Origin of the sequence: Stenotrophomonas maltophilia, assembly GCF_039555535.1 — a bacterium.
Lineage (GTDB): Bacteria > Pseudomonadota > Gammaproteobacteria > Xanthomonadales > Xanthomonadaceae > Stenotrophomonas > Stenotrophomonas maltophilia_Q.
Genome location: NZ_CP154630.1, coordinates 1,803,185 through 1,815,829 on the forward strand (window position 1 = coordinate 1,803,185; position 12,645 = coordinate 1,815,829).

Annotated in this window: 13 protein-coding genes; 8 read left to right on the forward strand and 5 right to left on the reverse strand. The window is 66.3% G+C overall.

All coding sequences use genetic code 11. The annotated features are described in order from the left end of the window. The first annotated feature begins 42 nt into the window (after positions 1-42). A complete protein-coding gene (locus AASM09_RS08335; protein WP_049427566.1) occupies positions 43-1,008 on the forward strand; it encodes a DUF2268 domain-containing putative Zn-dependent protease in 966 nt (321 codons plus the stop codon). A 49-nt stretch (positions 1,009-1,057) separates the two neighbouring features. Continuing rightward, on the forward strand, positions 1,058-1,846 hold the full coding sequence (locus tag AASM09_RS08340) for an SGNH/GDSL hydrolase family protein (protein ID WP_049427567.1): 789 nt from the start codon (positions 1,058-1,060) through the stop codon (positions 1,844-1,846). Here AASM09_RS08340 and AASM09_RS08345 read toward each other — a convergent pair. After that, on the reverse strand, positions 1,821-2,705 hold the full coding sequence (locus AASM09_RS08345) for a LysR family transcriptional regulator (RefSeq protein ID WP_049427569.1): 885 nt from the start codon (positions 2,703-2,705) through the stop codon (positions 1,821-1,823). The two genes, AASM09_RS08340 and AASM09_RS08345, sit on opposite strands and share 26 nt — an antisense overlap. 105 nt (positions 2,706-2,810) lie before the next feature. On the opposite strand from AASM09_RS08345, the gene AASM09_RS08350 reads away from it, so the two are divergent. After that, the gene (locus AASM09_RS08350; protein WP_049427571.1) at positions 2,811-3,944 is read left to right on the forward strand and encodes an agmatine deiminase family protein; all 1,134 of its coding nucleotides are present in this window, start codon (positions 2,811-2,813) and stop codon (positions 3,942-3,944) included. Positions 3,945-3,950: 6 nt separating this feature from the next. On the opposite strand, the gene AASM09_RS08355 is transcribed toward AASM09_RS08350, so the two are convergent. After that, complete coding sequence (locus tag AASM09_RS08355; protein WP_049427573.1) at positions 3,951-4,496, reverse strand: thioesterase family protein; 546 nt, start codon at positions 4,494-4,496, stop codon at positions 3,951-3,953. A 69-nt stretch (positions 4,497-4,565) separates the two neighbouring features. Here AASM09_RS08355 and AASM09_RS08360 point away from each other — a divergent pair, with 69 nt between their 5' ends. Then, entirely contained in the window at positions 4,566-5,141 is a 576-nt protein-coding gene (locus tag AASM09_RS08360; protein WP_049427574.1) for a TetR/AcrR family transcriptional regulator, read from the forward strand. A 34-nt stretch (positions 5,142-5,175) separates the two neighbouring features. On the opposite strand, the gene AASM09_RS08365 is transcribed toward AASM09_RS08360, so the two are convergent. After that, positions 5,176-5,499 (reverse strand): hypothetical protein, encoded by a 324-nt coding sequence (locus AASM09_RS08365; RefSeq protein ID WP_049427576.1) that lies wholly within the window; start codon positions 5,497-5,499, stop codon positions 5,176-5,178. A gap of 205 nt (positions 5,500-5,704) precedes the next feature. On the opposite strand from AASM09_RS08365, the gene AASM09_RS08370 reads away from it, so the two are divergent. The 4 genes from AASM09_RS08370 to AASM09_RS08385 all read left to right on the forward strand — a co-directional run bounded on the left by AASM09_RS08370 (position 5,705) and on the right by AASM09_RS08385 (position 8,782). Further along, positions 5,705-6,484 carry a hypothetical protein gene (locus tag AASM09_RS08370; protein ID WP_049427577.1) on the forward strand — a complete coding sequence of 260 codons (780 nt, stop codon included), beginning with the start codon at positions 5,705-5,707 and terminating at the stop codon, positions 6,482-6,484. Between the two features lie 52 nt (positions 6,485-6,536). Next, positions 6,537-7,382 carry a hypothetical protein gene (locus AASM09_RS08375; RefSeq protein ID WP_049427578.1) on the forward strand — a complete coding sequence of 282 codons (846 nt, stop codon included), beginning with the start codon at positions 6,537-6,539 and terminating at the stop codon, positions 7,380-7,382. Further along, positions 7,382-8,053, forward strand: a complete 672-nt coding sequence (locus AASM09_RS08380; RefSeq protein WP_152906552.1) for a hypothetical protein — start codon at positions 7,382-7,384, stop codon at positions 8,051-8,053. Before AASM09_RS08375 ends, AASM09_RS08380 begins: the two co-directional genes overlap by 1 nt. 210 nt (positions 8,054-8,263) lie before the next feature. Next, complete coding sequence (locus tag AASM09_RS08385) at positions 8,264-8,782, forward strand: hypothetical protein (RefSeq protein WP_049427580.1); 519 nt, start codon at positions 8,264-8,266, stop codon at positions 8,780-8,782. A 46-nt stretch (positions 8,783-8,828) separates the two neighbouring features. Here the strand turns inward: AASM09_RS08385 and AASM09_RS08390 are convergent, their stop codons facing one another. Together AASM09_RS08390 and AASM09_RS08395 are read right to left on the reverse strand one after the other, a co-directional pair. Next, positions 8,829-10,940 (reverse strand): TonB-dependent receptor family protein, encoded by a 2,112-nt coding sequence (locus tag AASM09_RS08390; RefSeq protein WP_049427581.1) that lies wholly within the window; start codon positions 10,938-10,940, stop codon positions 8,829-8,831. A gap of 188 nt (positions 10,941-11,128) precedes the next feature. Continuing rightward, entirely contained in the window at positions 11,129-12,565 is a 1,437-nt protein-coding gene (locus AASM09_RS08395; RefSeq protein ID WP_049427582.1) for a serine hydrolase domain-containing protein, read from the reverse strand. Positions 12,566-12,645 lie beyond the last annotated feature (80 nt).

A 12,645-nucleotide genomic window follows, 5' to 3' on the forward strand; every position in this document is an offset into this window, starting at 1 on the left:
ATAGATTGCGCGCTTCGCATGCACTCCACCAAGGACGGAGCGATGTTCATTAACCTGCGCGGCCTGTTAGCCCTGGCCTGTGCCGGGGCGATGGGCGCGGCCACCGCAGCGGTACCGGCAGGGCCGCAGATCCTCACCGAGGATGCCAGTCGTTTCTATGCACTCTATGACAGCGCTGGCGGCAAGCCGAGCGTTGCGCAGCTGCGTGGATACATGGCGGAGGGTTCGGCCGGCCTGGCCGAGTTGGCCAAGGCACGCCGGGTCACTCCGGAGCGGATTGCCGAGTCCATCGCCAGCCAGCCGGAGCTGTATGCGCAGGGGCGGAACTGCCTGGCCGAGCTGCCGGCGGTCAAGCAACGGCTGGTACAGGTGTTCGCCAACCTGCAGGCGATCTACCCGCAGACCCGGTTCCCGCCAGTGACCATCGTGGTGGGCCGCGGCCGTCCTGTAGGGCTGACGTCGAAGAGCGGGGTGATCATCGGCCTGGAAGCGTTGTGCGCGGCCGACTTCATGCATCCCAATGTGCAGGACCGCTTCGTGCACGTGATCGCACACGAATACGTGCACATCCAGCAGACCGGCCTGACCGACTTCGAGCCGGGTGACCCGCAGGCGACGGTGCTGCGTGTTTCGCTGGGGGAGGGCATCGCCGAGTTCATCGCCGAGTTGATTTCCGGCAACGTGGGCAACGGGCGCCACGCGGCTTGGACCCGTGGCCGCGAAGTACATATCGAAAGCGCGTTCGCGCTGGATCTGGACAGCACCGATCTGTCGCCATGGCTGTACAACTACAAGCCGGGCTCGCAGGAGCCTTACGACCTGGGGTACTGGGTGGGTTATCGCATCGCCAAGGCCTATTACCTGCAGGCCAAGGACAAGCGTGACGCGGTGCGAGCGCTGATACAGCAGGACAACCCGAAAGCGATCCTGGCCGCCAGCGGCTGGACGCCGGGCATGTGGATGCCGGCAAAGGTCACGGGTGTGGCGGCGCGTACGGCTGCACGCTGAGCGCAGCACAGGGCGCTAGACTGCTGAAGTTGATTTCAGGAGTACCCGCATGCGTGGACCTGTTGAGCTTGCCGCCGTGGCTGTCGTGACGCTGGGCCTTGCGTTGGTTTCTCCGCTGGGTGCCGCAGAAACTGTCGCAGTCAATCCACTGCTGCTGACGCCTGTCGAGCAGTTGCGCCCCGACGAGGTTCGTTTCATGCAGCAGCGCTTGGCCGACTGGCCGCAGCTGCAGCACTATCGCGACGCCAACGCACGGTTGCCTGCCGCAGTACCCGGGCAGCCACGCGTAGTGTTCTTCGGCGATTCCATCACCGAAGGCTGGGGCAAGGATGGCAGCGCTGGATTCTTCCCCGGCAAGGGGTGGCTCAATCGTGGCATCAGCGGCCAGACTACGGCACAGATGCTGGTGCGGTTTTCCCAGGACGCGCTGGCGCTCAAGCCGCACGTGGTGGTGATCCTGGCCGGCACCAACGACATCGCCGGCAATACCGGCCCATCCACGCAGGGGATGATCGAAGACAACCTGCACGCGATGATGGAGCTGGCCCGTGCACATGGCATCGCCGTGGTGCTGGCCTCCGTGCTGCCGGTGAGTGAGTACCCGTGGATGCCGGGCATCACGCCTGCGCCGAAGGTGCGCGCATTGAATACGGCGTTGAAGCGCTATGCCGAGGCGAAGCAGCTGGTCTATCTGGACTACTACACGCCGATGGCCAATGCGGCTGGTGGCCTCGATCCGCAGCTGGCCGAGGACGGCGTGCATCCCACCGCGAAGGGCTATGCGGTGATGGCGCCGTTGGCCGAAGCGGCGGTCAAGCGCGCGCTGCAGCAGAAGTAGCTCCCGCGGGCAGACTCGCCAGCAGCCACTCGCAGAAACTGATCACCAGCGGATCGGCCGCGCTGTCCTGGTGCACCAGCCAGCTCCAGCGCGGGCCGCGCACGCGCGCCTCATCCAGCGGTAGCAGCAGGCCTTGATCGCAGGCGCGAGCCGCCAACAACTCGCTGACCAGGGCGATGCCCAGCCCTTGGCAGGCTGCATCCAGCAGCTGCCCGGGCTCGGAGAAGTTCATGCCTTCGCGGCGCTGGCCAACATCGGCGCCCCCCTGTACCTGCCACTGGCTCCAATCCATTTCGCGCTCGCCATGCAGGGTCAGGCGTTCATGCACGGGCGTGGCCAGCAGGTCGGGATGGCAGGCCGGAAAGAGGCGATCCTGCAGCAGCACGCGATGCTGGCACTGGGCCTGTGAGTCCAGGTCGTCGCGTACCGCCACGTCCAGCGTCTGCGTGGTCATGTCCGGCGCGTCCTCGCTGGTCAGCAGCCACAGGTCGGCGTCGGGATGCAGGCGATGGAACCCGGCCAGGCGTGGCACCAGCCAATGGCGCGCAAAGGCCGGGCTGGTGTTGACGATCAGTTGATTCGGCTTGCGGTACTGATCGAGCCGGCGGATGCCACTGGCCAGCTGCCGCAGCAGGGACTGGGTGGTTTCCAGCAGGTCGATGCCGGCGTCGGTGAGGGTGACGCTGCGGCCCTGCCGGAAGAACAACGGCTGCTGCAGCGAGGCTTCCAGGCCCCGGATCTGCTGGCTGATGGCCGACTGGGTCAGATGCAGTTCCTCGGCTGCCCTGTGGAAACTACCCAGGCGGGCGGCGGCCTCGAAACCACGCAACGCGTTCAGCGGTGGCCAATGCTTGAGCATTTCAGGTAAGTAAAACTGTTCAATTGATGGCTGAAGCTATCGTTTGTTCTTATGGATGGGCAAGCGCAGCATAGCTTCCATCCCACACCGGCCCTGGAGCCCGTCATGAGCAGCCGTCGTCACTTCCTCACCCAGCTGGCGGGCGCCGCCGGTCTTGGCGGCCTGGCCGCCCTCGGTCTGGCGGGGTTGCCGGCTCGCGTGGCTGCGGCGGGGCCGGGCGCGGGTATCTGGCGGATGCCCGACGAGCATGGCCCCCAGGAGCGCGTCTTCCTGGCCTTTGCTGCGCAACCGCGGGTCTGGGGTGCGCAGGCCGACGCGGTGAACACCGCCGTCGCCCGCCTGGCCCGCACCATCGCCCGCTACCAGCCGGTCAGCGTGCTGTGCCGCCCGGCGCAGCGGAAGCTGGCGCAGGATCGCTGCGGCCGCGACAACATCGAGTTCCTCGAGGTGCCGCTGGATGACATCTGGGTGCGCGACTACGGCGGTTGTTTCGTCACCGATGGCAAGGGCGGGCTGGGCCTGGTTGATTTCAACTTCAACGGCTGGGGTGGCAAGCAGAGCGCACGCAACGATGGCGCGGTGGCGCCGTGGCTGGCGCAGGTGACCGGTGCCACGCTGCTGGAAAGCGATCTGGTGGGCGAGGGTGGTGGCATCGAAGTCGACGGTCATGGCACCGCCATCCTCACCGAGAGCTGCTGGGTGAACCGCAACCGCAATCCCGACTGGTCGCGCGCGGATATCGAGGCCGAGCTGAAGCATCACCTTGGCCTGCGCAAGGTGATCTGGCTGCCCGGTATTGCCGGCGAGGACATCACCGATGCGCACGTGGATTTCTACGCACGCTTCGTGCGCCCCGGCGTAGTGATCGCCAACCTGGACAATGATCCGGAGTCCTACGATCACGACCTGACCCGCGAACATCTACAGATCCTGCGCGAGGCCACCGATGCCGATGGTCGTCGCCTGCAGGTGCACACGTTGCCGCCACCGCTGGACGGGCGCGACAACGTGCATACCCGCCACAACGACGACCTGGCGATGGGCTACGTCAACTACCTGCCGATCAATGGTGCGGTGGTCGCGCCGCAGTTTGGCGACGACGCTGCCGATGGCTACTGCCGTGAACTGCTGGAGGATCTGTACCCCAGCCGGGAGATCGAGCCGGTGGACATCGACGCGATTGCGGGCGGCGGAGGTGGCATCCATTGCGTGACAAAGAACATGCCGAAGGTCGGGTGACGCGCTTCAGGCGTGGTCCTGCTTCAACGCGGCATCGGCCGCCAGCAACGCCTCGGCGGCCGCGCTGAGTGGCGGCGAGGGCGGGGCGACCACGCCGATCGCTTCCATCATCTTTGGCATGCCCAGGAACTGGCGTGAGCGGCGGTCGTAGATGCCGGTGACCAGCAGCGCGCGCGTGGCGATCTTCTGCTCAGCGCCGATCAGTACGCGCTGCTCCATGATGCCGCGCGAACCGACCCAGCCCACCAGGCGCGTTTCCAGGGTGAAGCGCTGGAACGGCTTCAGCTCGCGACGGAACTGGATGGTGCCTGCGCCGACGATCGGTGCCCACTTCTCGCGCAGCGCCACCCGGCCCAGGCCCATGCGCAGGATCAGGTCCAGCCGGCCCAGGTCGAAGATGTTCCAGTAGCGGCCGTTGGTCATGTGCAGGTTGCTGTCCAGATCGTTGGGCAGCACCCGGAACTGCAGGCGAGACACCCCGAACGGGGCCTCCAGCTTGGGCCGGTACAGGCTGCACAGCAGCAGGTGGAGCAGGCGGAACCAGAGATTCATGGCTATGACGACTGTTATAGAACGGCCGGTACGCTAATCTATGACGACTGTCTTAGCAAGGCGATCACCGTGAGCCCACGACCCTCTGATGCCCCGCAACGGGTGATTGATGCCGCAGCACAGATGCTGGCGCGGGTAGGCCTCAATGCCACCAGCATCCGTGAGGTGACCAAGCTGGCCGAGGCGCCGCTGGGCTCCACCTACCACCACTTCCCGGGCGGCAAGCAGGAACTGCTGGCGCGCGCCACCTACATGGCCGGCGACAAGGTGGAGGCGCTTCTCGTCGAGCTGTTGAAGGGCGGGGCCGTGCTGGGCCTGCGGCAGTTCCTGGCAATGTGGCGCGAGCGCCTGCTGCGCTCCGGGTTCCGCGCGGGCTGCCCGGTCCTGGCCGCGGCAGTGGAAGAGCCGGTGGAAGCCGTGCCCAGCCAGCCACGTGTTGCCGCTGCCGAAGTGTTCGCGCGCTGGCAGGGGCATCTCGCCGCAGCCTTCATTGCCGACGGCCACGATCCTGCGGCGGCGGATGGACTGGCCAGCCTGGTGATCGCCAGCGTGGAAGGCGCCGTGGCGATGTGCCGCGCACTGCAGGACATCGCCCCGTTCGACCAGGTCGCAGCGCAGTTGCTGAAGGCGACCGCGCCGCCCTGATCCGGCTATTCGTGTGCGGGAGACGCGCGGCAGGTCATCTGAAGATCACCAGGTAACCCCAGCCGAGCACGATGGGCAGGAAGGCTGCGACGGCCGACGCGCCCAACCAACGAAGGTAGCTGCGGGAGGCGGGCGCTCCCTGCCGCTTGAGGGCCCAGGCATTCGCCGGGAGCACCAGCAACGCCTGCACCGCAAAGGTGACCACGGCGGCAAGCCAGGCCACCAGGACGCCGAGGCAGCCATCGCTGAAGCAGCGGCTACCAAACCACGAACCCCAAGCGGCGAGGCCAATCATTGGAACGAACATCACGAGCGCGGTGGCGCGGGTGAACTGGGAGGCCTGCATGCCGTGGCGCATAGTTCTTCTGGTGGAAAATCATAATCCAGCCGCCGGCGCGCGGGTACAAGGCCGGCGCCAGTCCGGCCCGTGGCAGATGGACCCACGGCCCCATCGCGCTAGAATCCGTCCACCACCGCCTACGCGTGCCCGGCAAGGATGTCCGCATGCAGTATCAGGTTTCTGAGGTCCCTGGCCGCGATGCCTCCCGTCTACGGGTGGCGGCATGAAGAACTCGCGCCATTTTTCCATCAGTGCATTGAAGCTGCCCAGGAGCCGTGGCGGTGAAGTCGTGCGTGCGCGGCGGCACCTGCAGCAACGTGGCTGGCCCCGTCTGCAGATGGCCTTGATCGTTGCGTTGACTGGAGCCGCCGGGTTCCTTGCCTCGCATCTGCTGCGACTGGCTGGCGTCGACGCAATGCTGTTGCGCTACCCGATGGCGGTACTGCAGGCCTACGGCGTGTTCCTGCTGCTGATGTGGATCTGGATCCGTTGGCGCTGGGACGACGTGCTGGATGGCCTGTCGTCGGAGGTGGGTGGAGGCAGCCCATCGGCACACGGCGGCGTCGCCGAATCACCGTGGAGCAGCGTCGGTGGCCGTTCCGGCGGTGGCGGTGCGTCTGCCTCGTGGAATGAGTCGGCACCGCCGAGCGAGGTCGAGGTGAGCGAAGTGCCGCTGGCCGGGCTGGCTGAAGACGAAGCGGGCCTGCCGTTGCTGGCCCTCCTCGGCATCGTCGCGCTGGTGGCCGCCGTCCTGCTGGCCAGCGTGTGGGTGGTGTGGTCGGCGCCGGTACTGATGGCCGAACTGCTGGTGGACGCGGCCATTGCCGGTGGCTTGTACCGGCGCATGCAGGGCATGCAGGTGCAGGGATGGTGGCGGGTATGCGTGACGCACACGATCTGGCTGCTGCTCGGCCTGCTGCTGTTCTTTGCTGTGCTGGGTTGGCTTGCGCAGGAACTTGTGCCGGGTGCGAGCCATCTGCTGCAGGTCATTCAAGCGCTGTAGCGCCAGGTTACCGGCCGATATCCCAACCTGCGTCATCTCTTCCAGGAACTTCATGCGACAGCGCATTGCACGGAAGCGCATCCTGACGACAGCGGTCGTCCTGTTCGTGACTGCTGGCGCAGCGCTGATGGCCAGCGTGCGTCCGCAGTGGCGGCAGGACACCGGCCCGCCGCCGATCAACCTGGGAACTGCACAGATGCAGGCCGAAGTGATGGCAGAGCTCATCGACCTGCGACCGACACCACCAGGAAGTCCGCCCCTACCACCGACTCCAATCAAGGCAGTCTCCTTCCCGATGCTGACCGGTAACAGTGGGTTCGCGACCGCGGCGGTGCCGCTGGACGACGTCGAGCCAGCACACTTCGAGCCGCGCGGCTCGGAGCCCGACATGCCATTTGCCGTGATGGAATGGACTGCGCCTACCTGCGGTGAAGGAGATCCCGCCCCTGTCTGCCAGGTTCGTCACAGCGTCTTCGAGTGGCGCGATGATGACAGCGCGGCGTCCTTTCAACTGCAGCAGCAGCTGGAGTCGATGCTGCAGGTTGTGAACCGTCGGGCTGTGCGGGTACCCGACCTCGCGTTTGAGCTTGCACACGTGCGGGCGCAGCGGATGACGTGGGACGAGCTTCAGCAACGACGCGCGCGCGGTATCGAGGGATGCATGGGCGGACCGGGCAATCCGGATCTGGGCGTTGTCTATCTGCAGCGTCCTGTGTTCAGCCTGGACGGGAACTGGGCAATGGCATCGATCGCCTCGGATCTGTGCAGTGGAGGAATGGCGATGCGCGACCTCCACCTTCTGCACCGCAGGAAGGGCGGATGGGAGCGCATTCGAGTGGAGCCTGTCCGCCATATGAGCTTTGGACACGGCCTGTGGCCCGCGTTGGCGGAGTCGTGATGACAGTTACCTCGTTCAAGCCAGACCGCGACTGCCAACAACGGATCGCCTGGCGACGCATTGCATCGCTGGCGGCGGCGCTGTCGGCTTTGGCTCTCATGGCCGGAATCTGCAGCCTGCGCCCGAGGTGGCAGCAGGAGAGCGGTCCGCCACCGGTCAACCTGGGAACAGCGCAGATGCAGGCGGAGGCGATGGCGCTGGCGATCCGGCAGAGGCCGCCATTTCCCCTTCCACCCGCATTGCCGCAGCCAACGCCAGTTCTGCCAACCTCGCTGAGCGCGGTGCCCACCGCACCGCAGACGCCGTCCACGCGCGTCGATCAATGGCGCCCGCAGGAGCAGCCGCAGTTGACCGACGCGGTGGGGGAGGACATCTACGTGATGGAGCAGACCTTGCCCTATTGCTGGCCGGGCAGCAGTGCCTCCACCTGCCAGGAGGTGGACGATCGGTCCTGCCGCTGGACGACCGGTGGCCGCCGGACATCCATGCGCTGCGGTTGCGCCTGCAGGCGGACCTGGTTCCCGCCAATCGCCGTCCCACGCCAATGCCTGTGGCCGCATTGGCCGGTGCGCAGCGGATGGACGGCGCAGAGCTTCGAGCGCTGCGGGAGCAGGGGTGCGCGGCAACGGTGCATGGGCGGACTCGGACATACGACCACTTCGCCTATCTGACCCGGCCCGTTTTCAGCGTCGATGGGCAGTGGGCTATGATCGCGGTCGCCTGGGATTCGTGTTCCGGCGATTTCGTCTATCGGGAGCTTGTCATACTGCATCGGGAACAGGGACGCTGGATGGCCGAACCCCCGGAACGAGCTCTGGGCGGCGTATGGGACGGCCGCGTACTGCGGCCCTGGACGTACAACCACTGACGAGGAAGAGCGCATGGATGTCGCTGCACGCAGGAACAGGACGTTGTTTCGTTGGATCATGGTGACGCTGCTGGCAGTACTGATGCCGTTTGCAGCACTGGCTGAGCCCGCAGCCGGGCAGGCCGCTACCGCCGAAGCCGCTACCGCCGCGGAGGAGGCGCAATGCCGCGCCTGCAGCTATGAGCGTATCGGGCACAAGGTCGATATCGGGCTGGTTGCACTGGTGTCGCTGCTGGTGGTGGGCCTGCTGATCGCGGCGTCGCGGGAATGGGGCACCACGTCGCAGCGCTGGACCTGCCGCACGCTGTCCCTGTTGCTGGTGGGTGTCGGTGCGGCGTTGCTGTGGTGGGCTGGCAGCGTCGTCTACCTGGGCTACAACCCGTGGCAGGAAATGGCCGCCCCCGTCGATGGCTCGCTCACCTCGACACTGCTCAATACCTCACCGAAGTGGCTGGCGGCGCTGGTGTTGATTGGTTTCGCGCCCTCCATCTGGAAGCGCAGCGAACGCCTGCCGGCCTGGCGTATCGGCTGACCCTGGAATGACGGCGCCGGATCACATCCGGCGCCGCCTGAGGCGATCAGTCAAAGCGCCAGCGCACGCCGGCATAGACGCCACGGCCTTCGCCTGGCGTCGAGCGCGCGACATCCTTGCCGGCGTCGTCGTAGCCCGGCGTGACCGTGGCCGCGTAGTGGCGGTTGCCGATGTTGCGCATCTCCGCCCACGCCTGCCAGCGGCCACCGGGTGCGTCGTAGCCGATGCGGCTGCCGAAGATCACATGGCTGTCGGCCCAGTAGCTGTTGGCGTAGTCCACTGCGATGCGCGAGGCGTATTCGGTGTTCAGTGCAGCATAGAGGCCCGAGGCGTGATCGAAGCGCAGCTCGGCCTGGTAGCTGTGGCGCGGCAGGCCCGGCAGGCGGTTGCTGCCGAAGCGCGCGTCGTGGCGGTAACGGAAATCACTGAAGGTGTACGCCTGGCGCAAGGACAGGCGCCCCGGCGCGGCCTGCCACAGCGTGCTGTCCAATCCGGCTTCGATGCCACGGTGCACGGTGGGGCTGGCGTTGTTCTCTGCGATGAACAGGTTCGGTACCGGTTGCAGCTCCACGCTCAGCAGCTCGTGGTTGACGTGCGCGTAGTAGCCGGTCAGTTCCCAGCGCCCCAGCACAGCGTCGCCGCGCGCACCCAGTTCCAGCGTGGTGGCGGTCTGGTTCTGCATCGGTACCGGCGCGCGCTGGCGGCCGGTGGAGGGGCCATTGCCCGGCCCGAAGTACTGGTTCGAGCCCCAGATCATCGACCACGGATGCGGTGCTTCCACCGAGCGGCTGAGGTTGCCGAACCACTGCGTCTGCGCGCTGTGCTGCCAGGTGAAGCCCAGCCGCGGCGCGTAGTCCCAGTCATGATCGCGCAGTCGACCGCCGCTGTTTGGCCAGGTCACCTGCACGTCGCGGCGGGTGTTGATCAGCGCCAGCCCGGTCTGCATGCGCAGGCGGTCGTTGAAGGTGAGGATATTGCTGACGTGCAGCGTGCTGTCGGTGCCGTGGTGGCGGAAATCACGCGTGCGCGTGCCGGCGGCATAGCCGTTGCTGGCAAAGCGCAGCGACTCGCGCACGTCGGCGTCCAGGTCGTGGGTGACGCGCAGGCCGACCATGGTTTCACTGTCCAGCCCGAACAGCCGGTGGCGGTGGCGATAGTCCAGCGTGGCGTTGAGGTTGGCGTAGTCCAGTTGCTGGCGGTACAGGCTCTCGTTCAAGTCCATCGGGTACGTGTGATAGACCAGGCCGGCCTGCAATGAGGAGTCCTCATCGATCTGCAGCGTGGTGACATTGCCCACCCAGGCGCTGCCGGGTTGCGGGCGGCGCGCATCGATGGCCAGGTTGGCTGGATTGGCCGCATGCGGATCGTTGCGGATCTGGTCGCGGGTCAGGCGCCCGGGCGTTTCGTGGTTGGTTTCGCGATAGCGCACGAAGAAGCGCGTCTGCAGGTCGGGCGTGATCTGCCAGCCGATGTTCGCCATCGCACCTTTACCGTCGCCACGCGCATGGAGCTGGTAGCCGTGGAATTCGGTATCGGTGTAGGCCAGGAAGTAATCGACGTCGCCGCTGACACCGCCCCAGCTGAGACCGCGCTTCTGGTAGCCACGGCTGCCGGCCTCGTAACGCAATTGCACGCCAGCCGAATCACGGCCGTTGCGGCTGACGTAATCGATGGCACCGCCGAGTGCCAGCGCGCCACGTTCGAAACCATTGGCCCCGCGCAGCACCTCCACGCGCGACAGCCACAGCGGTTCCAGCAGTTCGTAGGGCGTGCCGCCCGGTCCGGTCAGCGGCAGGCCGTCGATCGCCACGGCGATGCCCGAGGCATGCGCGCCCGGCCCGCGATTGATGCCCGAGCCACGGATCGAGATCTTGGTGCCCTCGTTGCCCGGCGACTGCGCGCTGATACCCGGTTGGTAGGCCAGTACATCGGCACTGCTGGACAGTCGACTGTCGGCCTTGGCCACGTCGATGACGTTGCTGGCGCCAGGCACGCGGTTCAGCGCCTCGCGCGCCTGGGCACTGGCATCGGCGGCAGCGGTGACCCGTACGGCATCAAGGGTGGTGGCCTGCGGTGCGGCGACGGCAGTGGAAGCCAGGCCGAGGGAAACTGCCAGGAACAGCAGGGACGGGGTGGGGCGGTGAGACGGGAGCGACATGCGGGAATGCTGTAAACCACGAAAGTGGCGCGCAAGTTAACAGGTCGCGGACGGTACGTCACCCATCACCGACGTATGGGGGCGGGTGCGCCTGTAGAGCCGAGCCCATGCTCGGCTATCGCGCGCAGCGCGGGTTTCCTTCGCTCGAAACGAAGAGCAGCCGAGCATGGGCTCGGCTCTACAGAAAGTTACGGCGAGGGCTTGGCCAGCGCTTTGGCCTTTGCATACAGCCGATCAGCCGCTTCTCTTTCGCCCAATGCCGCATGGCACTCAGCCAGGCTGTCCCACGCGTTGGCCGAATCCGGATACAGCTCGGCGTTGAGCGCGAACACTTTCAGTGCTTTGCTGGCACCCAGACTCTCGCGGATGGCATAGCCACTGGCGTTGATCGCACGTTCCAGCTCGCTGCCCGTCACCCGATTGTCATCGCGCAACCAGCTGCGTATCGCCTGGGCACCGCCAGCGTCATCATCCAGCGCATACGCGATCAGCCGCTCGGACAGCACCGCATGCGGAAACTCCTCGGGCGCGACCACCGCCATCGTGCTTTCCACCAGCGTGCTCGACCACACATTGCGCGCACTGCCATTGGTCAGGTACACGAATACCCAGTAGCCATTCGCCAGCGTGCCCTTGTAGGCCAGCCGCGCACGCACTCGGGTGCCGCCATCATGGCCGACCTGGGTGTAGCCGTCGCTGCGGGTGGTGTCCCAGCCGGTGGAGAAGAAATTTCTGCCGCCGCCGGTCAGCTTCTGCGGCTGCCACAGCGTTTCCAGCGTGGCTGTGCGCAGCAGCTTGCCGGTGGCCAGTGCCTGCAGGAAAAGGTTCATGTCACCCACGGTGGTCTGCAGATCGGCATGGCCCCAGCCGTAGTCCGGCCAGGGATCTTCATTGGCCGTCTGTAGTTGGCCGTCCTTGCCAATGTAAGGAACTGCCGCGAGCTGGGCCGGTACGCTGGCCACGCCCCAGGAGGTGCTGGCCATCTTCAGCGGCTGCAGGATGCGCTCGCGCGCGATGGCCGGGAAGGGTTTGCGATAGTGCGCTTCCAGCAACGCCGTCAGCACCAGGTAGTTGGCCTGGGTGTACTGCACACGGCTGCCGGTGGCGAACTGCATCGGCGCGGCCGCGGCGACCTTCAGGGCTGCCGCAAGATCCGGCGCGACGCCACTGTAGCCCTTGCTGATCCAACGGTTGTCGACGCGGTCGTAGTACTCGCCGATGCCCGAACTGTGGTTGAGGAAGTCGCGCACCGGGATCGTCTGCCATGCGGCCGGCAGGTCCGGCACATAGCGGCTCGCCGGCGCATCCAGATCCACCTTGCCCTGATCGACCAGTTGCATCACCAGCGTGCTGGTCAGCAGCTTGGCCATCGACTGCGCGGCGAAGATGGAATCGAGGGTGGCCAGTGCATGGCTGGTGGGATCACGATCGCCGCTGGCGCCCTGGTAGAGCACCTGACCGTTGTGGGCGACCAGCACCGACTGGCCGGCAATGCCGTAGCGCTCGCGATTGGTCTGTAGCTGCGCGTCCAGCTGCGCGGTGAGCCCCCCTGGAACGTCACGGGCCGAAGCGGGCAGGGCGATGGCCAGGGCACAGAGCAATAGGACAGCAAGCGTGCGGTACATCGCGGTGTTCCGTCAGCGGCGATGGCGCATCTTGGTCACGGTGGAAGAGCAGGTCAAGCAGGTAGAGCCGAGCCGATGCT